The organism is Kluyvera genomosp. 1 (assembly GCF_001266615.1).
Lineage (GTDB): Bacteria > Pseudomonadota > Gammaproteobacteria > Enterobacterales > Enterobacteriaceae > Kluyvera > Kluyvera cryocrescens_A.
The window spans coordinates 298,553-322,440 of the sequence record NZ_LGHZ01000004.1; the positions used below are offsets into that span (position 1 = coordinate 298,553).

Genomic DNA, 23,888 nt, shown 5'->3' on the forward strand with positions numbered 1-23,888 from the left:
CTTAAACCAGACCGGCCTCGTGAAACGCCTCAAACAGACGCTTTGGCGTCAGCGGCAGCGTGTTTATGGCAACGCCTGTCGCCATGCGTACGGCGTTACGGATCGCGGCAGCGACCGGAATAATCGGCGGTTCACCCAACGATTTATGGCCATACGCGGATTGCGGTTCCTGCGTTTCAACAAACGCGCTTTCCAATGCCGGGATGTCGGGCATGGTCGGCATTTTGTAATCCAGCAGGTTAGGGTTACGCACAAGGCCGCTTTCGGCATCAATAATCATCTCTTCAAACAGCGCCCAGCCGATACCCATCCCCATCCCGCCATGAACCTGTCCTTCGGCCAGCAGTGGATTGAGAATGCGCCCCGAATCATGAACGTTGAGAATGCGATTAATGGTGACCTTACACAGGTCGATGTCGACGCTCAGATCAACGAAAGTACAGCCATAAGCTGGAGGATTGGTGGTGGTTTTGACGGAGCTTTCTGCCGACAGTTGGCCGCCGCGCTCCGGGTGATAGAAAGAGTCCATCGCCAGATCTGCGAGCGTGAGAAGCGGTATTTGTGGCGCGTCGGTCAACACGATATTACCGTTGATGAGAGTCAGATTCAGGGCCGACTGATGGAGCATCACCGCCGCATAGTCGATGATTTTCGCTCTCAACATTTGTGCAGCTTTGCGCAGCGCCGGGGCGGCGACGTAGCTTTGTCGTGAGGCAAATGCGCCGGGATCAAAAGGCGTAACGTCGGTGTCCTGGGTAGATATCACATGAACATAGCTGACGGGAACGCCGACGGTTTCAGCCACCATTTGCGAAAATACGGTGTCAGCCCCTTGGCCTAACTCCGTTGCGCCGCTCTGGACATGAATGCGCCCATCCTGATTCATTAGCAGGCGAGCGCCCGAAATCTCTACGCCCACGGGCCAGGTGTTGGAGGTATAGCTGAAGCAGGCGACACCGACGCCGCGACGAATTCGTCCCTGCTGATTGAGGCACTTCGCGCGTCGCTTATCCCATTCGAATAGCGCCCGACCTTTTTGCAGGCACTCAGGTAGCCCTGCGCTGTAGATGGTTTTGCCGCTAAACGGATTGGTATCGCCTTCGCGTGCGGCATTACGCAGGCGAACCTCGACAGGGTCGAGATTTAAGGCAGCGGCCGCATCATCGAGCATGGCTTCAAGAGCAAAGACAACCTGCGGTGCACCGTATCCGCGCATCGCACCTGCGGAGGGGAGGTTGGTGTAGCAGGTGGTTGCCCGGTAAGCATAGGCGCTACGCGGATAAAGGTAGGCGACTTTATTCCCCCCGGCGGAGGCGATGGAATGGCCGTGAGAGGCGTATGCCCCGGTATTGGAAAGCACGTCCAGGCTAAAGCCTGTTAAGGTTCCATCACGATTTAGCCCCAGTTGACCGTCAAGCGTAAAGGCGTGTCGCGTGCGTGAGGCCAGAAAGCACTCTTCGCGGCTCAAAGAGACTTTAATCGGAATACCGCCGAGTTTGCTGGTCAGGAACGCGGCCATTGGTTCTTCGAGAACATCTTGTTTGTTGCCAAAACCGCCGCCAACATAGGGCTTGATGATACGCACCTGCGACCACGATAGCCCGAGCGATTGTGCCACCACGCGCCGCACAATGTGTGGAATCTGCGTACTGGATACGATGGTGATGCGGGCATCCTCTTCCATCCAGGCAAAACAGGTCACGCCCTCCATATGACAATGCTGAATAACCGGCGTCTGGTAGCGGCCCTGTATTTTGTAGTCAGCCTGGTCGATAGTTTTTTGTACGTCGCCGGTCGACATTTCGCTTTGTTTAAGCAAATTGCCTCCGGGGTGGATGTTGACGGCATCCGGTGCTAACGCGGCTTCGGGCGTGGTGATCACCGGCAGCGGCTGCCAGTTGACGTTGACGCACTGCGCGGCTTTTTCTGCCGTGAGTTCATCGCGAGCTACCACGATGGCGACTGAGTCACCGTGATGCCTGACGTGACGAGTGAGCAGTTGGCGATCGGCAACGTCCTGTTTGCTTTCATCAAGCATCCACGCGTGACCCGCCGTGGCGAAAGTAATATCAGGAACATCTTCCCAGGTAAAAATAGCCAGTACGCCGGGCAGGCTTCTGGCCTCATCACAGTTAATGCTCTCGGCGTAGCCATGCGCGATAGGGCTGCGGACATACTTCGCATAGCACATCCCTGCCATTACATAATCATCGGTATACCGCGCTTTCCCAGTGACCTTGGCAATAGCGTCGACGCGCATGCATCTATCGCCAACTGCGGTCGTTTCTCGTGCTTCCATTTCACTCCCCTTAAGATAAGTATCCTCTGGTCAATAGGAAGAACAGGCAATAATTACGCCATTAAGTGAAATGGAATATTTGGCAGTGAATAATTGTGAGCGTTATATAAAATATGTTGGCCGTGCGAGGGAACTGTTAATGAATATTTCATGGGGAGTGTCAAATTGATAAATTAAAACTCATTGTGATAATGGTTGTTTTAATTGTGTTGATACGGAACCATGGGAAAGGATGACCTGCTGGTAAAAAAGAGAACTTCTGCGAGGTGTTATCTGAACGTAGGGTTGTTCTGTTGACGCGTAAATCGTTTGGGTTAATACGTGAGACATGGCTTTAGCAGAATGCATGAAAAGAAAACGATAATAAAAGCCGAACCATTTTACTGGCTCGGCTTTGAACATGGAGGAATTTACACCATGCCTTTTAGACGATAGATCCACTCCAGCGCCTGACGTGGAGTCAGAGAGTCTGGATCCAGATTTTCAAGCGCTTCAACCGCCGGTGAAACCTCCTCCTGCACGGATAGCAGCGACATCTGGGTACCATCAATCTGCGTGGCAGCGGCGTTAGGCGACAGGCTTTCCAGCTCGCGCAGTTTCTGACGCGCACGCTTAATCACCTCTTTTGGAACACCCGCCAGCGCCGCAACCGCAAGACCGTAGCTCTTGCTGGCCGCGCCATCCTGCACGCTGTGCATGAAGGCGATAGTTTCGCCATGCTCAAGCGCATCGAGATGCACGTTGGCCACGCCCTCCATCTTCTCCGGCAACTGCGTCAGTTCGAAATAATGGGTCGCGAACAGAGTCAGCGCTTTAATCTTATTTGCCAGGTTTTCTGCGCAGGACCAGGCCAGTGACAGACCATCATAGGTCGAGGTGCCGCGGCCAATTTCATCCATCAGCACCAGGCTCTGTTCAGTGGCATTGTGCAGAATATTGGCAGTTTCGGTCATCTCCACCATAAAAGTTGAGCGCCCGGAAGCCAGATCATCCGCAGCGCCAACACGGGTAAAGATACGATCGATAGGACCAATCTCTACGCTCTGCGCCGGGACATAGCTGCCGATATAGGCCAGCAGTGCAATCAGCGCGGTTTGACGCATATAGGTACTTTTACCGCCCATGTTCGGGCCGGTAATAATCAGCATACGACGCTGTGGTGAGAGCGTGAGCGGGTTGGCGATAAACGGCTCGTTCAGCACCTGTTCCACCACCGGATGTCGGCCTTCAATAATCCGGATCCCCGGTTTATCGCTAAACGTAGGGCAGGTGTAGTTCAGGGCATAGGCGCGTTCAGCCAGGTTGACCAGCACGTCCAGCTCAGCCAGCGCACTCGCGCTTTGCTGCAGGTCGGCAAGATGTGGCAGCAGCAGGTCGAAAAGCTCATCGTACAGCTGTTTTTCCAGCGCTAGCGCTTTGCCTTTGGAGGTCAGAACTTTGTCTTCGTACTCTTTGAGCTCAGGAATAATGTAGCGTTCGGCATTTTTCAGCGTCTGGCGGCGCACGTAGTTAATTGGCGCCAGATGGCTTTGCCCACGGCTGATCTGGATGTAGTAACCGTGTACCGCGTTAAAGCCGACTTTTAAGGTATCAAGGCCGGTACGTTCACGCTCGCGGATCTCCAGACGATCGAGGTAATCGGTCGCGCCATCGGCCAGCGCACGCCACTCATCCAGCTCTTCATGATAGCCCGGAGCAATCACGCCACCATCGCGCACCAGCACCGGCGGCGCATCGATGATTGCGCGTTCCAGCAGCTCGCGCAGCTCAGCAAATTCACCCATTTTTTCGCGCAGCACCTGCACCGGCGCACTGTCGACGCTTTCTAGCTGTGCCCGCAGTTCAGGGAGTTGCTGGAAGGCATGACGCATACGCGCCAGATCGCGTGGGCGGGCGGTGCGCAGCGCTAAACGCGCCAGAATACGTTCCAGATCGCCCACCTGACGCAGTATCGGCTGCAAATCCGCCGTCGCGTCCTGTAATGCGCCGATGGTTTGCTGACGTTCGGTCAGCACCTTGGTGTCACGCACGGGCATATGCAGCCAGCGTTTCAACATACGGCTGCCCATCGGCGTCACGGTACAATCAAGCACCGACGCGAGGGTATTATCCAGCCCACCGGCCAGATTTTGGGTAATCTCCAGATTACGACGGGTGGCAGCATCCATAATGATGCTGTCCTGCTGACGATCCATGGTGATAGATCGAATATGCGGCAGCGAGGTGCGCTGGGTGTCTTTCACGTACTGCAGCAGGCAGCCTGCGGCGCACAGGCCGCGAGGCGCGCCTTCAACACCGAAGCCAATCAGGTCGCGGGTGCCAAACTGCATATTCAGCTGCTGGCGCGCGGTATCGATTTCAAACTCCCACAAGGGGCGACGACGGAGGCCTCGACGGCCTTCAATCAGGGAGGTTTCGGCAAAATCTTCGGCATACAGCAGCTCGGCCGGGTTGGTGCGCTGCAGTTCGGCGGCCATAGTTTCGCGGTCTGCGGGCTCGCTCAGGCGAAAACGCCCGGAGCTGATATCCAGCGTGGCGTAGCCAAAGCCTTTGCTGTCCTGCCAGATTGCGGCCAGCAGGTTGTCCTGACGCTCTTGTAACAGCGCTTCGTCACTGATGGTGCCGGGCGTGACGATACGCACGACTTTACGTTCTACTGGCCCTTTGCTGGTGGCCGGGTCGCCGATCTGCTCGCAAATGGCGACGGACTCACCCTGATTGACCAGCTTGGCAAGGTAGTTTTCTACGGCATGATACGGGATGCCCGCCATCGGGATAGGCTCACCGGCCGAGGCACCGCGTTTAGTGAGGGAGATGTCCAGCAGCTGCGATGCGCGTTTCGCATCGTCATAAAACAGCTCGTAAAAGTCACCCATCCGGTAGAACAGCAGAATTTCAGGATGCTGCGCTTTCAGCTTCAGGTACTGCTGCATCATCGGCGTGTGGGCGTCGAGATTGTCGATTGTACTCATCCGTTTATGATGTCCATTTACTTAGAAATCTTGAAGGTTCTCTTGCAGACTCATTTGATTTGCAGGATCGCAACCGATCCGGATCGTTTTTCATGAGTACGTAGGCTGCATGATAACGGAGTCTGAATGTCAGGAAAACAGCAGAGAAGGTATCTCGATGAAAAGCTGTTCGGCCGCCGTTAATCCTGGTCTGTGATAAATTGATCTAAGCGATCTTTTGCTGCGGTTGTCATTATTACGTCTGATAATCCCGCTATAATCCCCAACTTTCCGCACTACCATCCTTCTGAGTTCAGAGGCACATCGTTATGACCTGGCAACAATTCAAACACACCTTCTTGATCAAATTCTGGTCACCGGTGCCGGCCGTGATCGCCGCCGGTATTCTCGCAACCTATTACTTTGGCATCACCGGGACCTTCTGGGCCGTGACCGGCGAATTTACCCGCTGGGGCGGACAGTTGCTGCAACTGGCGGGCGTTCACGCTGAAACCTGGGGTTATTACAAACTGATTGGCCTTGAAGGTACACCGCTGACGCGTATCGACGGCATGATGATTATCGGTATGTTCGGCGGCTGCTTTGCCGCAGCGCTGTGGGCAAACAACGTGAAACTGCGTTTGCCAAAAAGCCGTATCCGTATTTTCCAGGCGATTATCGGTGGGATGATTGCCGGGTTTGGCGCACGTCTGGCGATGGGCTGTAACCTCGCGGCCTTCTTTACCGGTATTCCTCAGTTCTCGCTTCACGCCTGGTTCTTTGCGCTGGCGACGGCGATTGGTTCATGGTTTGGTGCCCGCTTTACGCTGCTGCCGATGTTCCGCATCCCGGTAAAAATGGTCAAAGTCTCTGCGGCTTCCCCGTTAACGCAACGTCCGGATCAGGCGCGCCGCCGCTTCCGTCTGGGGATGCTGATTTTTGTTGGTATGGTGGGTTGGGCGCTGTTAACGGCGGTTGGCAGCCCAAAACTGGGTCTGGCGATGCTGTTTGGCGTGGGCTTCGGTCTGCTGATTGAACGTGCGCAAATCTGCTTTACCTCGGCGTTCCGAGACCTGTGGATCACCGGGCGCACGCAAATGGCGAAAGCCATTATCTTTGGGATGGCGGTCAGCGCCATCGGTATCTTCAGTTATGTCCAGCTGGGCGTGGCACCAAAAATCATGTGGGCCGGTCCGAATGCCGTCATCGGTGGATTATTGTTTGGTTTTGGTATCGTACTGGCCGGTGGTTGTGAAACCGGCTGGATGTACCGTGCGGTAGAAGGCCAGGTGCACTACTGGTGGGTAGGGCTGGGTAACGTGGTGGGTTCAACAATTTTGGCCTACTACTGGGATGACATCTCACCTACGCTGGCGACCAACTGGGATAAAGTTAACCTGCTGAACACCTTTGGTCCACTTGGCGGCCTGTTGGTCACCTACGGTCTATTATTGATTGCACTGCTGCTGATTATTGGCTGGGAAAAGCGTTTCTTCCGCCGTACAGCCACCGCTAACGTTACTGCGAAGGAGAGCGTATGAACACGATAGTGCCTGATTACCGTCTGGATATGGTGGGTGAGCCTTGCCCATATCCTGCCGTGGCCACCCTTGAAGCGATGCCGCAGCTGAAAAAAGGCGAAATACTGGAAGTGGTTAGCGACTGTCCGCAGTCGATTAACAACATCCCGCTGGATGCCAAAAACCATGGTTACACGGTGCTGGACATTCAGCAGGATGGGCCAACCATTCGCTATCTGATTCAGAAATAAGACGTCGCTCTCGCCGCCCGGCGAGAGCACGTTTTTTTACCCAAACCGCGGCAACAGGTTCAGCGTGCTGCCAAACCAGCACAGAATCACCATCACGCCAAATGCAATGACCACCGCAGGAATGGCTTTGCCACCCCAAACGGTGAAGCTTTTATCCGGAAACCGCTCGCGTGATTTCAGCGCCAGGAACGCCGGTACGATGACTGCCCAGATAGTGGCACATAGCCCGGCACCGCCGATGGCGTAAATAAACCCGTTCGGGAAAATAAGATATAAAGCCGCCGGGGGTAAAAAGGTCAATAACAGCGTCTTAAATCGTCCCCACGGCGTATTGTCCATTTTGAATAGATCTGCGAGGTAATCGAATAGCCCGAGCGTGACGCCAAAAAATGAGCTTGCGACCGCGAGGTTAGAAAAGATCAGCAAGAAGAACTCAATTACGCCGTGCTGATTGGTTCCGAGGAACGATTTCACCAGTGAATCGACATTTCCGCCTGAGGCGATAATGTCTTTAAAGTTGCTGCGGTGAATATTTCCCATGGTGCAATAAAGCCAGAACAGATAAATTACCAGCGCCAGAATGGAGCCGAAGACAATGCTTTTAATCAGCTTATCTTTACGTTTCCCGTAGCAAATGATCAGGCTGGGAATATTACCATGGAAACCAAACGAGGCCAGGCAAACGGGAACTGCCATCAGAATATATGGGAAATAGCGGCTGTTATCTTCCGGGGCAGCAATATCACGGAGAATCGAGTAGTCGACCTGGAAGAAGAAAGAACCAAATACGACAATAAAGGCGATAATCTTAATGCCGAGAAATAAAGAGGTGATACGGCTTGCGGCCAGTGAACTCACCCACAGTACGCTGGCGACAAAGATGGCGCTACCAATGCCGACAATTCGCGGGTTCACGTGCGTCCCCGTATTGATGGCAATGGTCTCGCTGATGATGGCGCCGTTAGCAGAGATGTAAGCGTAGGTGAGAATATACAGTACAAAAGCCACCGTAATACCGCTAACCACATTCCATTTATTACCGATTAAATCTTTGGTAATCGTGTTAAAACTTGAACCCACCGGATAATTAAGATTGGCTTCTAATAATAGCAATCCGGAATGGAGCATTGAAAACCAGGCAATGATAAGAATAAATGCACCCCAAAAAAACCAGGCGCCGGCGAGGTCAACCGGCAAAGCAAACATTCCGCCACCAATAACGGTGCCGGCAATAACCATAATTCCCCAGAATGAGGAATGTTTTGCATTCGAGTTTTCGTCCATGGCCTTCCCTTATTGATAACAGCGAAATTGATACTGCGTCAGGAATAAAAAATGATGCCAGGTGTCAGAATCCAAAATGGCTATATCAGAGATATAGCCATTGGAATTATTGAAAGTTAAATTTCTTTTAGTTTTGCGGTGAAGTGGCGCAATACTTTGGGTTCATAGGTGAAGGTCAGGCCCTTAATGTTGGCGGCGTTTTTCTTCACGTGCTCAAACGCTTCGATAATGAAATCCATATGCGTTTGGGTGTAGGTGGCACGTGGAATGGTTAAACGCAGCAGTTCTGCCGGACACGGCAGTTGCTTACCGGTTTTCGGGTCGCGGCCCAGCAGGAAGGAACCAATTTCTACCGCGCGGATCCCAGCGACTTTGTACAGCTCGCAGGCCAGTGCCTGCGCCGGGAACTGCTCGGCCGGAATGTGTGGCAACAGTTTGCCGGCATCAACAAATGCCGCGTGTCCTCCCGCCTGCTGGCAGGTAACGCCAATCGCTTCCAGGCCATCAACCAGATACTGGATCTGCGTGATGCGATAGGACAACCAATCCTGATTCATCCCATCGTACAGACCGACGGCCAGACGCTCCATCGCGCCTCCTTCCAGACCACCGTAGGTTGGGAAACCTTCCTGCACCACGCAAATGGTGCGGCACTCGGTGTAGACGTCAAAGAAACCATCATCCTTGATGCACAGCAGGCCTCCCATCGGCACCATGGCATCTTTCTTCGCCGACATGGCGAGCATATCCGCGTATTTGTAAGTTTCGCGGGTGATTTGCTCAATTGTCCAGTCTTGATATCCCGGCTCTCTTTGCTGAATAAAATAGGCATTCTCAGCAAAGCGTGCGGAATCCATGACCACCGGAATATCGTATTTCTTCGCAATGTTATACATCGCTTTTAGGTTGGCCAGAGAAACCGGTTGGCCGCCCGCGGAGTTACAGGTAATTGTCGCGACAATATAAGGGACATTATTGGGGCCGACTTCTTCAATACCGTTTTCTAACCCCTGGAGATCAAAGTCACCTTTAAAATCATTACGTGCGGAGGTATCAAAGGCTTCTTTAATATAAACGTTACGCACGGTACAGCCATTGATTTGGCTATGGCCCTGAGTAGTATCAAAGAAATAGTTGGAGAAAGCGACCATTTTACTGCGGTCGAGACCTTTTTCCTGCTCGCGTTTTTTAATTAATACCGGGATGTAAATTTGCTCGGCACCACGTCCCTGGTGAGTCGGAATAGTATATTGATAGCCGAAAATATCTTTTACCGCATCGCACAATGCGTAATAGCTGCGGCTTCCGCTATAGGCTTCGTCACCCCGCAGCATCGCCGCTTGCATATTTTGCGTGACAGCACCGGTGCCGGAGTCGGTAAGTAAATCAATAAAAACATCTTCACTATCAAGCAGGAATGGGTTCATGCCAGCGCCGATGATGGCGCTATCGCGGTGTTCACGCGTGGTGCGTTTTACGGGCTCAATAACGCGAATACGGAAAGGTTCTGGCAGATGTTTAAAGTTGTTCATGGCGTAATCCTTAAATTTAGACGCACTCGTCCCGCGGGTATTCATGGGTAATGAAAACCACTGATTCTGCGCAATACGAATGCTATTTCCTGACATCTGGTCACCACTGCAATATTTAACGTAGACGTGTTAAATACACGCGTAAGTCGATTGCTGTCGCGAGCTCAGAATCATAAAATTCGTATGGGGTATCACCAGCAGAGAGTTAACCTGCCTGATGTGATATTAATGCGGAGGCGTTTGAGGACTTAAGGACGGTGATTGACAATGACATTGTCAATATTAAACCATTTTGAAATCTTATACGTTCTATTTAAGTTGTTCATAATGTACGTTCTCCATTAGACACGCCATACATTATTATATTTATTTTGTTTGTCTATTGACTGTTTAGTCAATTGTGAAATTGGTCACGATTGATTATTTCTACGTAGTTATAGATTGTTGTTTAGTCTGCACTTAATAATTTGAAAAATAATGACTGGCGGTATTAATTATTGGGCGCAGGGAGCGCCCTGGGTGGCTAAGGGGCGAGATAGACTTGCGGTACTGAGGCTTCCGGGTGATGTCCCATGCTGATGTCCGCGCCGTACCAGCGATGAATCACCGATTGCTGAATCACTTCCTGTGGTGTGCCCTCGGCAACCAGCGCGCCCTGGTGCAGCAGCAAAATGGTATCAGCCCACAGTGCGGCAAGATTGAGGTCGTGTAGCACAATGCAGACATGCAGCGCATTACGGCGGCTGAGCTTTTTCAACAGCCGCAGCAGGTGCTGTTGATAGAACAGATCCAGCGCCGACGTGGGCTCATCAAGAAACAGCCAGCCCTGTGGGCCATCGTTCTGCCATAGCTGCGCCAGGCTGCGTGCCAGCTGCACGCGCTGCTGTTCACCACCGGAGAGTGCAGGGTAAGGGCGGCCTGCCAGATGACTACAGCCCGTTTCTGCCATCACTCGCTGGATAAGCGCAGTATCAACCTCGCTCCCCCACGGCGCGCGCCCCATGGCGATGACCGTTTCCACCGGCCAGTTGGCGTTAAGTTGCGTACGTTGCAGCATCACCGCACGTCGGCGGGAGAGGGCGTTGGCTGACCACTCAGTAAGCGGCCGGCCTTCGATAGTGCGTTCACCGCTGTCAGGGGATAAAAAACCGGTCAGCAGGCGCAGCAAAGTGGATTTTCCTGCGCCGTTGGGACCAATCAGCGCGGTGACTTCGCCGCGGCGCAGCTGCAGTGAAACGTTGTCGATGATCCGGCGTTTTCCAAGGCGCAGCGACAGTGAGCGTGCGGTGTAATGGTTATCCATGAGACGACCTCTGCTGGCGGAAAATGAGCCACAGGAACCACGGTGCACCGAGCACGCTGGTTAACAGGCCTACCGGCATTTCTGCCGGCGCGGCAATGGTGCGGGCGAGGGTGTCAGCGATAAGCAGTAAAATCGCACCCGCCAGCAGTGAACCGGGTACCAGTCCACGGTGGTCTGGCCCCAGCCACATGCGCATCAGATGCGGAACGACCAGGCCGATGAATCCAATCACACCGCTGATAGCCACGGCGGCAGCCACCAACACGGCGCTGCACAGCAGCAAAATACGCTGCATCAGACGCACGTTAACGCCAAGATAATGGGCTTCTTCATCCCCTAATTGCAGCAGGTTGAGGCGTGATGCCAACCACCACACCGCCAGCGACGCGGGGATGATCAGCGTGGCGGCCACGATGAGCGTTGACCACTCGGCCTGCCCCAGGCTGCCCATGCCCCATAGCGAAAGCTGACGCAGCTGTGCGTCGTTGCTTATCCACGACAGCATGCCTACCAGCGCGCCGCACAGAGCGTTAATCGCAATACCGACGAGCAGCAGGCGGGAGAGTGAACCATCTCCCGCTTTGCTGAGTACAAAAATAACCGCCATCACCGCCAGACTGCCGATAAACGCCGCCAGCATCGGGGCATACAGCGCCACAATGGCCGGAACCGTTAGCGGCAGGACCAACCAAAACGCCACCGCAAGAGCCGCGCCGCTGCTGATCCCCAAAAGCCCGGGGTCGGCAAGAGGGTTGCGAAACAGCCCCTGCATAACGCAGCCGGAAAGCGCCAGCGCGCTGCCCACCAGCAGCGCCAGCAAAACGCGGGGGAGACGAATCGTGAGCCAGATATGGCGCAGCACTTCATCGCCTGAGCTCCACAGATTGGCGAGCGGTAGACGCATAGCGCCGAGCGTGGTGGCAAATAGCGTCAGGCCAATCAACGCAATGGCCATCAGCCACAGTTGGCGGGAGACGGTCATGAACATCAGGGTAGCTGCTCCGCTTTTTGCCGCAGCTGCAGCAGTGCCTGCGGCGTGCGAGGGCCAAAGCCCAACAGTGCCATATCATCAACCACCAGGACTTGCTTGTTACGGCCGGCTGGCGTCAGCGCCAGGCCCGGTAGTTTCCACAATGAGGCCTCGCCGCCCATGCCTTTCAGACCGTCGGCGGAGATAACCACCAGGTCCGGCAAGCTGGCGATGACCCCTTCCTGCGACATCGTGCGGTAGTGGTCAAAGCCCTGCATAGCATTCTGCAGACCGGCAAGCTGAATTGCGCTATCCGCCGCCGTTTGCTGGCCAGCGACCATGGCGCCGGAACCGCCGTGGCTGAGAATAAACAGCACGCGCGTGTTCAGCTTTTTAGCTGGAATTTTCGCCATCTCAGCATGCAGCGTCTGGCGAAGCGTTTCCCCTTGCGCCTGTTTGCCAAGCGCATCGGCAATCACGCTGACTTTGCTGTCCATCGCGTGGGCATCATAGCCACCCGGCACGTTGACCACCTTCACCTTGCTGTCCTGGACCTTTTGCAGCACGAGGGACGGCTGTGCCTGGCTGCTGGCGAGAACCAGGGTCGGGCGCAGGGAAAGAATGCCTTCGGCATTGAGCTGACGCAGATAACCGACGTCGGGCAGAGCGGCCGTCTCCGACGGCCACTGGCTGGTGCTGTCGCGAGCGACGAGCGCCGACTTTGCCCCAAGTGCGTAGACAATCTCGGTGACATCGCCGCCGAGGGTAATAATTCTCTCCTGCGCGGCGGCAAACGCCATCAGAGGAAGCGTAGCAATTAGGGCAAGCAGGCGTTTCATGCAGGCTGTCCTTCTGCCGTCAGAGCGTCAACCTGAGCGCGCCACTGGGTCTGCTCCGGCTGGCCTTCGGTACGTTGACCAAACAGCTGAGCAATCTGGGTGCCATCTTTGGCAAACAGCTCCAGGCTGGTGACGTGACCGTCAACCGTTGGTTTACGGGTGACCCAGGTTTCCGCAATGTGCTCTTCCATCAAATGCAGAGTAAATTGTGGGTTGAAGATATTCAGCCAGCCTTTCATTGGCACGACTTTTTCAATGTTGCCGGTAAAGATCTGCACGCAGCCTGTGTTGCCGACGAAGACCATAATTTCGTTGCCTTCCTGATGCGCAGCGTTTAGCACCTGAGCCAGTGCATCATTCGATACTTTGCACGCGAGGTCATCGCCCACCAGTTCGAAGGTTTGCTGGCGCGTCAGGTTATGGCGTTTCATCAGCATGAAGAACTGATGCACGTCGGTCATGGCGCGCCACTCTTGATCGACGATCTGCGCATCAGCCTGAGCGGTAGACGCTGCGGTCTCTTTTGCTTTCAGTACCAGCGGCGCGTTTTCTTCGCTGATAAAGCGCTGTAGCACGTCCGCCCACGCGGACGTATCGGTATTGTCAGTCGCGTAAACTTTCAGCAGGGCATCGCCATGATGGTCGAAGAACTGAATGCTTTGACGTTCACCGCGAGCCGTGGCTTCTTTGATAAAGAAAACGCTGGCCCACTGATGCAGGAACAGACGTAAATCGAGGGCGCGCGGGTTTAGCACCAGCCCGGCGTGGCCGCTCAACTGCTGATTGGTAAATGCGCCAACCTGCTCATGTACCGCATATTCGTTGCGGCAGATGCACTTGGTTTCGCCCACGCTTTCCAGTGCGCCTAAAATATCGCGGACTTCGCCCTGCAGGCGTTTGGCATCGTGGCCCACGCGCGCGGAGGTCAGTTCGGCTTCACTGATATTCATTAAACCTGCGATGTCACGCGCGTACTTTCCTGGATTTTGTTCTTTTAACTCAAGCCAGCGGGTGTAGTGGTTCATTGTCTCTTCCTTCCAGATAGTGGCCCGGCAAAATGCCGGGCCGAGTGATTACCATTGATAACTGACGAAAACTTTGCCGCTACGGCCGTCCTGTGGGATCCCCTGCGGTGACCAGTACTCTTTGTCGAAGGCGTTGCCCAGCACCAGCGTGGTGGTCATTCCTTTCAGAGCTTGTTGTCCCTGGTAGCTGACGTAGAAGTCGTTAACCGCATAGCCCGGCTGCTTGCTGTAAGAGCTGCTGATATGCGTGGAGCGGTCAGCAAAGGTTCCAATCCAGCCCACTGAGAAGCCGCTTTGTGCCAGCGGGATATCCAGTTTGCTGGTGACGGTGTCCGGATTGATGCTGGAGATATACTCTCCGGTCTCGGTGTCTTTACCGCGGGTGCGGTTATAGGCCACATCGAGACTGAACAGATCGGCGGTATATTTGGTCATCACGTCCCAGCCCCAGATTTTGGCGTTAGGAACGTTATAGGACATGGTTGTCGCTGCGGCGAAGTCGACGGTGGTCGAAATGTAGTCTTTCGCTTTGGTATCGAAGTAGCTGGCCTTGAACTCCAGCGCATCGTTGGCCAGCGCCAGGTTGTCAAAGCGCAGACCGAAACCGTATTCCTGCGTTTCATTGGTTTCCGGGCGCAGGTTCGGGTTTGGCACCCAGTAGTTGGTATAGCGAGTACCGATGGAGAAGTGCTTGGCGTCGTTGTACATCTCGCCCATGGTCGGTGCACGGAAGGCCTGAGCGTAAGAGCCAAATACCATCAGCCAGTCGGTCGGGCTGACCGTCATCCCTGCACGGGAGGACCATTTATCTTTATTGACGTCTTCGTAGCCGTCGCTGCTGCCGCGATAGCTATCGAAGCGCGTACCGCCCAGCAGGGTGACCGGTAGGTCGCGCAGGGTGATCTCATCTTGTAACCAGCCGGAGCTGAAGTCGATTTTGGCGTCCGGGAAGCCAGTGGTGGCACCGCTTGGGCTCTGATCCTGGCGATAATACTCGCCGCCGTAGGTCAGCAGGTTAGAGGCAAATGAATCGCTAAACAGACGGGTGCGGTTTTCAAGTTTGCCGCCTTTGGTGGTCTGCTCGCGGTACTCATTGGTGTTATCAAGGTTTTGCGCGTTGATGCGCGCTTCAGACCAGTAGATTTTCGCATCGGCGTTCAGCCAGTCGTTGCCCTGTGGTGCCAGTTTGTAGGAGAGCTGCGCATCGCGCTGGATAGTGGAACGATCAACCATGGGATTGCTGGCGGTTGACGCCTCAATTTCCTGTGGGTTTTTCGGTTCCTGGGCGTTGTTGTTGTAGTAGCGGAACGAGCCGGAGAGCGACTGTGCTTCGTCCATCTGCCACGTCCCTTTCGCCAACATGTTGTTGATAGCTTCATCGTTTGGTGCAGTAGAACCGTCGCTCTGGCTGATATCCCCCCGATCGCGGCTGGACCATGCAACCAAACCATCCAGATTATCGGTGCGGCCAAAGGCGCTCGCACCCATACCGATACTGTGGTCGCCCGTTGCGCCCATACCAAACACGCGGAAGCCGCTGTTTTGGCCTTCCGCCAGCAGATCTTTCGCATCAACAGTATCGTAGGAGATCACGCCGCCCAATGCGCCGCTGCCGTACAGCTGGGCCGATGGCCCACGTACCACTTCAATACGCTTAATGAGCGCTGGGTCGAGGAAGGTACTGTTGAGGTGGCCGGTGTCGGTTCCCTGGCGTACGCCGTCAACCAGAATCAGTACACCGCGGCGGTCGTAACCGCGCATGCTAATGTCCTGGCCATTGGTGCGGCCCGTGCCGCTAAGCATGATGCCTGGCACGCTGCGCAGGAGATCTGCCGCCGAGCTGGCGGTTTTGCTTTCTGGTGCCGAACCGTCGATCACGCTGACCATCATTGGCGCTTCGAAGGAGCTGCGTGCGTTACCGGTCGCGGTAACGGTGAGGGTTTCTGATTCAGCTAAGGCTGAGGCAGGAAGAAGACTACCGATAGCCAGCGCTAACAGTGAAGGGCGCAGTGAGGCGTATTGCAGGCGTAACATAACAACTCTCCGTGAGAAAATTGAAAAGCGCTTGCTGCCTGGGATAACCTGGGTGGCTGGCGGTATTGATTGAATTTCGTTTGTTTATTTAGTCAGAATGAGCTTGCCGGATTGCGTCTGACGAAGCAGATAGTGTTGATCGTTATGTTCGATCAGCACCCATCCTTCTTCGCCCAGTAAATCTTTGCTCTTTACCATAGGCTTGGAACGGGAAGGAGAAAGCGGCGCATTTTCTTTTTTTTGGGCTGCCGTTGGTTCGTGCATATTGGGTACATCCGCTGTGAAATGATGACAATTTGTAAAATCGGTAATGATTATCGTTAAGATAATCATTCTCATCAAGAACTTTTTCGTAAATCTGTGTCTAAAGCAAAATTATCGCGAAGTCGTCAAAATTTTCCCTTATAAAACGATATCTTGTTATCGTTTCCTTTCATGCATTGATACGAGAAATTGCTGATGAACAAGCCTGCAATCACCATTACCTACTGTTCCCAGTGTAACTGGATGCTGCGCGCCAGCTGGATGGCTCAGGAGTTGTTACATACTTTTAACACTGATATTGGTTCGGTCACCTTGATTCCAGGCACCGGGGGAATTTTCACCATTACCGTTGGCGATGTACTGATTTGGGATCGTAAACGTGACGACGGTTTTCCCGATGCTGCAGAGCTTAAGCGCCGGGTGCGTGACGTCAGCTTCCCGGAAAAACCACTAGGGCATGTAGATAAAAGCGCCGGATAAAGCGGCTGCGAAGGTATTATTAAAAGTGTATTATTAATGCATCTTTATTGGTGAGGAACAGGCTATGGCTGGCAAACGCATCGATCGTGAAAAACTGACTATCCGCAGCATGATTACGCTGTATCAGCGTCGCTGCCCGGATGCGCACAACGATGCCGCGCACTATCAGGCGCTAAACGACTATGCCGATAAACGCCTGGATAAATGTGTCTTTGGTGAAGAGAAACCGGCCTGTAAACAGTGTCCAGTTCACTGCTATCAGCCCGCGAAGCGTGAAGAGATGAAGCAGATCATGCGCTGGGCGGGGCCGCGAATGCTCTGGCGCCACCCAGTCCTCACGATTCGCCATCTGATTGACGACAGGCGTCCGGTGCCGGAACTGCCGGAAAAATATCGGCCGAAAAAATAATGTTCACATCGTGCGGCAGTGGCGGCGGTACTCCGACGGCGACCGCGCCGTATGCTTACGGAAAATTCGGCAGAAATAGTTGCTGTCCTCAAAGCCACAGTGATGGGCAATCTCTTTAATTTTCATCTCATACCCGCGCAGTAATTTCTTCGCCAGCTCCAGACGCACGGCGGTCAGGTATTCGTTGAACCCCACGGTGCTGGATTTCTGAAACAGGTGCGACAGATAGTTCGGGGTGATGTGGAATTTTCTCGCCACCGTCTCCCTGCTGAGCGCTTCGGCGGCATGCTCGTCGATATACTCCTGAATCGCCATAAACAGCTCTTTGCTTTTGCTCACCGTATCTGCCAGATGGGTGAGCTGATCGATGCAGTGGCTGAGCAGCCCGCTGAGCACAATCTGCGCCGTCGGCATCACCGGACGAATCGCCAGTTCGTTTAGCGCCAGCAAAAGATATGACCCCACGCGCGGCCCTAAGCGCGCGACATGTTGCTTGCGGATCTCGACAAATTTTTGGCCATCAAAACGCTGTAGGCTGAACCCCAGTTTCTGCTTGCTGAATAAAATACTTAGCGTCGTGGCGGGTCCCTTCCATTGCGGGGCATTCCAGCGTCCACCGGGAATATACAACGCCTCTAGTGGGCCGAGCGGGGCGTCAAGGCAGCCATCGGTCAGCTCACCTTCCAGCACAATTTCCAGACGGGGAAATGACAGGCTCATCGCCAGCTCTGGTGCCGGCTGGGCGGTTTGTGGGAAACGCACGACAAGGTCTCCCTGCTGGCGTAATAGCTGCTCCAGCACGGGGACGAGGGATTGCTCTGACATGCTCATGTCCTGGTTATTATTCTGGATTTTGAATCTCATCACACTTTATTTTGCTGTACACAAAAATCCAGTGTTGTGTAGCTATCTCATACAGAATGCCGCGGCCGCGTGCAGTAACTTTTCATACATGTTGTGAAATGGTTAACAAAAGAGAGGCGATATGGACAAGCAAGCGGCATTCTGGCTGGAGGCACTGGGCGCCAACGGCGAACTGTCAGCCATCATGAAACACGAACTGGATACCCAGGGCTACACGATTGTGCACGGCGTGGTCGATGCCGATTGGCTGGCGGCGATGCGTGAACGCATTGATTTCCTGGTCGAAAAAGAAGGGGAGAATCTGGCGGTTGAACACCATCAGGAGGAGACCGCCACCCGCGTCGCGAACCTGGTGAATAAAGGCGTGGTATGGGAAAAGGTATGGTCGCATCCACTGATCCTCTCGGCGTGTCGCTATATCTTTGAGGGCGAGTTTAAAATCTCCAGCCTCAACGCCCGCGAAGCGCTCTACAACGGCGGCCATCAACCGCTGCACGCTGACTGGAAAAAACCGCGTCCGGACTTCCCGAAAGTCCACCTCGTTAACACCATCTGGGCCATTGACGATCTCTACGCCGCTAACGGTGCACCAAGAATTATTCCGGCCACCCATCTCCGACCGGAGCTGCCGGAAGAGGTACTGGAGGATGTTGGATTACCGCATCCAGATGAGGTGATCTTTGAAGCCCCTGCGGGCAGCGTGATGATATATAACGCTCACGCCTGGCATGGCGGTACCACCAATCGTGAAGGTTCACGCCGCCGCGTGCTGCATGGTTTGTATATCGACCGCGCCGACACAGCTCAGCAGGATCAGCGCCGCTGGCTGACGCCGGAAACGGCTAGCCGCCTAACACCGGCGCAGAAATGGCTGCTGGATGTGGAGTGACATTCAGGAACCGACAACCCTCTCCCTTTTTAGGGAGAGGGGGAACGCCGAGGCTCATCCCCCAACCACCACCCGATATCCCGCCCGTTCGATTCTGGCCTGAATGAGCGCAATCTCTTCAGGCTCTGGCGCTTTTATTCCCGCCATTGCCCATTCACTTCCTAGCAGCGAATACTTCGGCTCACCGTATTGATGAAACGGCAGCAGATGGACCTCTTTCACCGATAGCGGTGTCAGAAAATCCAGAATCTGCGTGAGGTTGTCTTCGTTGAGGGTAAAGCCTGGGATCAGCGGCAGGCGCGGGATCACATTGATACCTTTGTCGACCAGCAAACGAAAGTTCTCCAGTACACGCGGTTGATTCATATGAAGCACACGCTGGGCCGCCTCTGTATCCATGATTTTCAAATCGAACAGCACTTCATCACAGGCTTGCGCCAGCGGCAGCAGGCGTTGAGGGGACGCATCGCCTGCTGTTTCGATGGCGGTGCGAATGCCCCACTGTTTTAAGCGCTGTAAAAAACGGCTGGCGAATGCAGCCTGCATCAATACCTCTCCGCCGGAGAGCGTGACGCCGCCGCCCGAAGCGCGGAAAAATACCTCGTCTTTAAGCACTTCTCGCTCAAGCGATTCCAGCGTGACATCACGGCCGATGTGTTCCCATGCGCCGGAAGGACACTCTTCGGCATCCCGCAGACAGGTCGCGCAGTGCAAACACTTACTCTCCCGCCGCACGGTCTCGATTTTTGGCGAGATGGATTCCGGGTTGGCGCACCACGGGCAGCGATGTGGGCAACCTTTAAAGAACACCACCGTGCGGATGCCGTGGCCGTCGTTTAATGAATAGCGCTGAATGTTGAAAATGCGCGCCGTGTCGGCGCGCGTTTCAATCACCTCACAGCTGATGCGCGGTGCGGCGGATAATGTCATCCTGAATCTCCTTCGACAGCTCGACAAAGAAGGCACTGTAGCCCGCCACACGCACCACCAGCCCGGCATAATCCTGCGGCCGCTGCTGGGCTTCGCGAAGCGTCTCGGCGTTCACCACGTTAAACTGGATATGCTGTAGTTTCAGCTTGGTAAACGCATGGAGGAAATCCGCCAGCTTGTTCAGGCCGCTCTCACCCTCCAGCGTTGCGGGGGTGAATTTGACGTTGAGCAGCGTGCCGTTTGAGAGCAGATAGTTATCGAGCTTGCTCACTGATTTCAGCACCGCCGTCGGCCCCTGGCCGTCCTGGCCCACCATCGGCGATAGGCCGCCATCCGCCAGCTGTTCGCCGGCAAAGCGCCCATCCGGTGTTGCACCCACGACCGAACCGAGCGGCACGTGGGCCGACACGGTATATGAACCCGGCGTAAATTGTCCGCCGCGCGGATTACGATATTTTTCCACCTCTTTGCAGTAAAAACGCAGCAGATCGGCGCTGATATTGTCAACATCGTCAATGTCGTTGCCGTACTTCTCGAAGCGGTTAATCAAGCGGGCGCGAACTTTCTCTCCTTCAGGTGTCGCGAAGTTGGCCTTCAGCACCGCCAGTAATTCGTCAAAGCTCATGCGCTGCTGGTCAAATACCATGCCTTTCAGCGCGTGAAGCGAGTCGCTGAGGTTGGCAATCCCAATCCCCTGTACGCCTGAGAAGTTGTAGCGCGCGCCGCCTTCGGTAATATCTTTGCCGTTGGCAATACAGTCCTCCACAAATGAGGAGAGCAGCGGCACTGGTGCCCAGTCGCGGTGGCCGATGTCGCAGATATTACTGCCTACCACCATCAGCTTGATGTAGTGCTGAATTTTGTCGCGAATGCTGACCAGCAGGCTATCGTAGCTAATTTGCTCATCGCCTTCGTGCTCCAGCATGACGATTTCCATCACCTTCAGCAGGTTGAACATCGCAATGTCGTGCAGTCCGTAGGTACGGCCGGGGATCGACAGCTCCACGCAGCCAACTACCGCGTAATCGCGGGCATCTTCCAGCGACACGCCGCGGTTGAGGAATGCGGGCACCACCACTTCATCGTTAAAAATCTGCGGAATGCCGGTACCTAAGCGCACGGTTTCTGCCGTTTTACGCAGGAACGGCCGGTCAATCAGTTCGTTGACCCGCACGCCAAGGTTAGGCTGCGGCAGGCGGACGTTTTGATAGGCATCGAGACAGGTGAAGGAAAGGATATTGACCGCGCTGCGCCCGTTTTCGGTCAGGCCGCCTAAAAGGGCGGTATAGCCGGTCGGGAAGCCGGCGAAATAGCGCGCGCTGCTGGTGGAGCGCAGTAGCACAATGTCGTTGCATTTCACCCACAGTGATTCCAGCAGCTCCTGCATAAACGCCGGGTCTTCACCATGGTTCAGCGATGTCTGCCAGAACGGCAGCATGTACTGGTCGAAGCGACCGAGCGAAATGGAACTGGCGTTGGACTCATATTGCAAAATGATGTTTATGTACCAGAACAGCTGACAGGCCTGCCAAAAGTTCTGCGGCTTCCTCTCTGCGTTATGGCGCGAAACCTGGGCGATGGTTTCCAGCTCCTGACGGCGCTGTGGCTCGTTACACGCGGCCGCCATCTCTTCCGCCAGCGCGGCATAGCGCAGGATATGGCGCTGGGAAGCCTCGAGCAGAATCAACACCGCGTGATAAAACACGTTATCCGGCTGCTGACGCAGATGCGTCTGCATCTCGCTAACCAGCGCATTGAGGCCGTTATTCAGCAGTCGCGGGTAGTCGATGATAATGTGGCCCTGGCCTTTATCGGTCTGATTCACGCTGAAAATCTGCGTACTGACGGCAGCTTTGACCTCATCGGTCATCTGCGCGTTGATGAAGTCTTTCATTGAGCGCTTTTCCCAGTACGGGAACAGCACATCGCGGTACAGGCGCTTGTCATCATCGCTGATGTTAAAACGATCCTGCGGGCGAGTTGGGAACTGGTCGAGCTCTTTTAGCAGCCAGTAGGGGTCCATCTCCGGCGACATGATCCCGGCGCGCGGTTTGATGGTGCGGTTACCGGCAATCAATTCGTCGTCGCGAATACTAATGGCGACGTTGTCGAGAATATGCGCGGTGGCTTTAGCGCGGCGGATAATCACCGGCTCGCCTTCGGTCTGGCGATGGCTTTCGGTGTACAACACGGCGCGCTCAAGCGAAATTTCACGTGGCTTGGCAAACAGGGCGTCTTTCAGGCGCTGGATTCGAGTGGTCATTGTGCTGGCTCCTTGGGAAATTAACCCGACGTTTCTTATGGCTTCTACGTTAGGTAAATGCGGCGAGGGGAGACAGAAGAGAATGGGGCGATTTACTGGATTATTGTGATCAAAATTGAAAAGTGGGATCTAAGTTTTGTCTGGGTAAAACCCGGCGTCGCTGCGCTTCGCCGGGTATCACTTGGGGCGTTAACTAGGGCAGTGAAGTAATCCAGTTCATCGCCAACTGCGGCCATTCGGCGGCGGGTAATCCTTTCGCTCCACGAATACCGAAGCCGTGCTTGCCTTCGGCAAACAGATGCAGCTCCGCTGGCACCTTATGAGCACGCAGGGCGTTGAACATCACCAGTGAGTTATCTACCGGCACCGACGGGTCATCAACCGCATGCATAATAAAGGTCGGCGGTGTTTGTGGGGTTACGTTCCGCTCCGGCGAATAGCGCGTAATTTGCTCTGCGTTCGGCGTGTCGCCAATCAATGCCTTGCGTGAGCCTGGATGGGCGATGGCGTTATCCATTGAAATCACCGGGTAGCCGAGCACAACGAAATCAGGCCGGGCGCTTTGCTTATCGACGGCATCCAGTGGGGAATAAACCGATTCGTCGTAGCGCGTCTCAAGACTTGCCGCCACGTGCCCACCGGCTGAAAAGCCCATCACGCCAATTTTCTGCGGGTTAATTTTCCACTCCCCGGCGCGGGCACGAAGGGTACGAATAGCCCGTTGCGCATCCGCCAGCGGCGCGTTGGCACCTTCCGCATGACCATCGGCTGGCATGCGGTAGGTCATCACAAACAGGGTGTAACCTTGAGCATTAAAGGGGGCGGCGAGATCGCTGCCTTCTTTATCAAGCACCACTCGCTGATATGAGCCACCAGGGGTAACCAACAGCGCGACGCCGTTAGGGTGTTCAGGAGCATAAACGGTGATTTCCGGGGCGCGAATGCCGGTGACCGCGCGGTCAGGCAGCGTGGGGTCCTGGCTACGTTCTACCAACGAGAAGCTGACCGGGCTGTTTTTCGCGCCCGGCGCTTCACCGCCGGGCCAGAACGTGAATGTGGGCAGGGCGGCGAAGGCCGTCTGGGCGGAAAAGAGCAACGTCATGGTGGCGGCCAGCGGTAAGCGAATCATAAGCATCTCCCAGGGAAAACGCTTATTTATCATCCATTAGCCGGAGAGAACGCGAAATGATTCACAAAACGATGTTTCATAAATAGAGAAACAAAATGCTGTGAGTTCTATGCGGAACATCAAGAGAAGAGATAGACAGGAGAGGCAGGCGCAGCGCCATCAACAGTAGCGCTACATCTTACCGGAGACGACAAAAATGCCCTCTCCGGCGGAGATAAAATTACGCGCGGGTTGCCAGCAAAATGGCCGACGCCTTGATTAAGGCAATGGCGCGGCTGCCGACAGCCAGTTTCATCTCATGCTGACTTTCATTGGTGATCACCGCCACGATATCAAAACCGGCATCGGCTTTGATGTGCACTGTTGCATTCACCGCGCCTTCAGTCACCTGGGTGACCTTACCGGCAAACTGGTTGCGGGCAGAGAACTTCAGGCCACAGTCTTCGGTTGCCAGGGTGACCCACGGCGCTTTGATCAGGGCAATGGCTTCCTTACCATTGACCAGACCCAGCGCTTCTTTACTGCTGTGAGTGACGATAGCAACGAGCTTTGCGCCGCCCGGCAGGGTGAGTTCGACTTCGTCGTTGACCGCGCCGGTGGCGACGGCGCTGATGGTACCGGTTAATTGGTTACGTGCTGAAACTGCCATACG

The 23,888-nt window shown here is 54.7% G+C and carries 21 protein-coding genes; 5 read left to right on the top strand and 16 right to left on the bottom strand.

Going from position 1 to position 23,888, the window contains the following annotated elements:
• Position 1: 1 nt before the first annotated feature.
• A complete protein-coding gene (xdhA, locus tag KP80_RS03315) occupies positions 2 to 2,299 on the bottom strand; it encodes a xanthine dehydrogenase molybdenum-binding subunit XdhA (RefSeq protein WP_052282160.1) in 2,298 nt (765 codons plus the stop codon).
• A gap of 410 nt (positions 2,300 to 2,709) precedes the next feature.
• Positions 2,710 to 5,271 (bottom strand): DNA mismatch repair protein MutS, encoded by a 2,562-nt coding sequence (gene mutS / locus KP80_RS03320; protein ID WP_052282161.1) that lies wholly within the window; start codon positions 5,269 to 5,271, stop codon positions 2,710 to 2,712.
• Between the two features lie 308 nt (positions 5,272 to 5,579).
• On the opposite strand from mutS, the gene yedE reads away from it, so the two are divergent.
• Together yedE and yedF are read left to right on the top strand one after the other, a co-directional pair.
• Positions 5,580 to 6,791 carry a selenium metabolism membrane protein YedE/FdhT gene (gene yedE, locus KP80_RS03325; RefSeq protein WP_052282162.1) on the top strand — a complete coding sequence of 404 codons (1,212 nt, stop codon included), beginning with the start codon at positions 5,580 to 5,582 and terminating at the stop codon, positions 6,789 to 6,791.
• The gene (yedF, locus tag KP80_RS03330; protein ID WP_052282163.1) at positions 6,788 to 7,021 is read left to right on the top strand and encodes a sulfurtransferase-like selenium metabolism protein YedF; all 234 of its coding nucleotides are present in this window, start codon (positions 6,788 to 6,790) and stop codon (positions 7,019 to 7,021) included. Before yedE ends, yedF begins: the two co-directional genes overlap by 4 nt.
• A gap of 36 nt (positions 7,022 to 7,057) precedes the next feature.
• Here yedF and tnaB read toward each other — a convergent pair whose 3' ends face one another.
• The 9 genes from tnaB to hemP all read right to left on the bottom strand — a co-directional run bounded on the left by tnaB (position 7,058) and on the right by hemP (position 16,272).
• Positions 7,058 to 8,305, bottom strand: a complete 1,248-nt coding sequence (gene tnaB / locus KP80_RS03335; RefSeq protein WP_052282164.1) for a low affinity tryptophan permease TnaB — start codon at positions 8,303 to 8,305, stop codon at positions 7,058 to 7,060.
• A gap of 116 nt (positions 8,306 to 8,421) precedes the next feature.
• Positions 8,422 to 9,837 (bottom strand): tryptophanase, encoded by a 1,416-nt coding sequence (tnaA, locus tag KP80_RS03340; protein WP_052282165.1) that lies wholly within the window; start codon positions 9,835 to 9,837, stop codon positions 8,422 to 8,424.
• Between the two features lie 248 nt (positions 9,838 to 10,085).
• Complete coding sequence (tnaC, locus tag KP80_RS23420) at positions 10,086 to 10,163, bottom strand: tryptophanase leader peptide (protein ID WP_072129038.1); 78 nt, start codon at positions 10,161 to 10,163, stop codon at positions 10,086 to 10,088.
• 197 nt (positions 10,164 to 10,360) lie between these two features.
• Positions 10,361 to 11,140, bottom strand: coding sequence for a heme ABC transporter ATP-binding protein (locus tag KP80_RS03345; RefSeq protein WP_052282166.1), 780 nt, complete (start codon positions 11,138 to 11,140; stop codon positions 10,361 to 10,363).
• Positions 11,133 to 12,128 carry a FecCD family ABC transporter permease gene (locus KP80_RS03350; RefSeq protein ID WP_052282167.1) on the bottom strand — a complete coding sequence of 332 codons (996 nt, stop codon included), beginning with the start codon at positions 12,126 to 12,128 and terminating at the stop codon, positions 11,133 to 11,135. The genes KP80_RS03345 and KP80_RS03350 overlap by 8 nt, the downstream gene beginning before the upstream one ends.
• On the bottom strand, positions 12,128 to 12,949 hold the full coding sequence (locus KP80_RS03355) for a heme/hemin ABC transporter substrate-binding protein (RefSeq protein ID WP_052282168.1): 822 nt from the start codon (positions 12,947 to 12,949) through the stop codon (positions 12,128 to 12,130). Before KP80_RS03355 ends, KP80_RS03350 begins: the two co-directional genes overlap by 1 nt.
• Positions 12,946 to 13,974, bottom strand: coding sequence for a hemin-degrading factor (locus tag KP80_RS03360; RefSeq protein WP_052282169.1), 1,029 nt, complete (start codon positions 13,972 to 13,974; stop codon positions 12,946 to 12,948). Before KP80_RS03360 ends, KP80_RS03355 begins: the two co-directional genes overlap by 4 nt.
• 48 nt (positions 13,975 to 14,022) lie before the next feature.
• On the bottom strand, positions 14,023 to 16,008 hold the full coding sequence (locus tag KP80_RS03365; protein ID WP_052282170.1) for a TonB-dependent hemoglobin/transferrin/lactoferrin family receptor: 1,986 nt from the start codon (positions 16,006 to 16,008) through the stop codon (positions 14,023 to 14,025).
• Between the two features lie 84 nt (positions 16,009 to 16,092).
• The gene (gene hemP, locus KP80_RS03370) at positions 16,093 to 16,272 is read right to left on the bottom strand and encodes a hemin uptake protein HemP (protein ID WP_052282171.1); all 180 of its coding nucleotides are present in this window, start codon (positions 16,270 to 16,272) and stop codon (positions 16,093 to 16,095) included.
• Positions 16,273 to 16,464: 192 nt separating this feature from the next.
• On the opposite strand from hemP, the gene KP80_RS03375 reads away from it, so the two are divergent.
• A complete protein-coding gene (locus KP80_RS03375) occupies positions 16,465 to 16,752 on the top strand; it encodes a SelT/SelW/SelH family protein (protein WP_052282222.1) in 288 nt (95 codons plus the stop codon).
• Between the two features lie 64 nt (positions 16,753 to 16,816).
• Complete coding sequence (locus KP80_RS03380) at positions 16,817 to 17,161, top strand: nitrous oxide-stimulated promoter family protein (RefSeq protein WP_052282172.1); 345 nt, start codon at positions 16,817 to 16,819, stop codon at positions 17,159 to 17,161.
• Between the two features lie 3 nt (positions 17,162 to 17,164).
• On the opposite strand, the gene KP80_RS03385 is transcribed toward KP80_RS03380, so the two are convergent.
• Positions 17,165 to 17,986, bottom strand: a complete 822-nt coding sequence (locus KP80_RS03385; protein WP_052282173.1) for a helix-turn-helix transcriptional regulator — start codon at positions 17,984 to 17,986, stop codon at positions 17,165 to 17,167.
• Positions 17,987 to 18,146: 160 nt separating this feature from the next.
• Here KP80_RS03385 and KP80_RS03390 point away from each other — a divergent pair, with 160 nt between their 5' ends.
• Positions 18,147 to 18,914 (top strand): phytanoyl-CoA dioxygenase family protein, encoded by a 768-nt coding sequence (locus KP80_RS03390; protein ID WP_052282174.1) that lies wholly within the window; start codon positions 18,147 to 18,149, stop codon positions 18,912 to 18,914.
• Positions 18,915 to 18,968: 54 nt separating this feature from the next.
• Here the strand turns inward: KP80_RS03390 and KP80_RS03395 are convergent, their stop codons facing one another.
• The 4 genes from KP80_RS03395 to KP80_RS03410 all read right to left on the bottom strand — a co-directional run bounded on the left by KP80_RS03395 (position 18,969) and on the right by KP80_RS03410 (position 23,885).
• A complete protein-coding gene (locus KP80_RS03395) occupies positions 18,969 to 19,844 on the bottom strand; it encodes a [formate-C-acetyltransferase]-activating enzyme (protein ID WP_052282175.1) in 876 nt (291 codons plus the stop codon).
• Entirely contained in the window at positions 19,810 to 22,107 is a 2,298-nt protein-coding gene (locus KP80_RS03400; RefSeq protein WP_052282176.1) for a formate C-acetyltransferase, read from the bottom strand. The genes KP80_RS03395 and KP80_RS03400 overlap by 35 nt, the downstream gene beginning before the upstream one ends.
• A 193-nt stretch (positions 22,108 to 22,300) precedes the next feature.
• A complete protein-coding gene (locus KP80_RS03405) occupies positions 22,301 to 23,236 on the bottom strand; it encodes an alpha/beta hydrolase (protein ID WP_052282177.1) in 936 nt (311 codons plus the stop codon).
• A 220-nt stretch (positions 23,237 to 23,456) separates the two neighbouring features.
• On the bottom strand, positions 23,457 to 23,885 hold the full coding sequence (locus tag KP80_RS03410) for a TOBE domain-containing protein (protein WP_052282178.1): 429 nt from the start codon (positions 23,883 to 23,885) through the stop codon (positions 23,457 to 23,459).
• Positions 23,886 to 23,888: the final 3 nt, after the last annotated feature.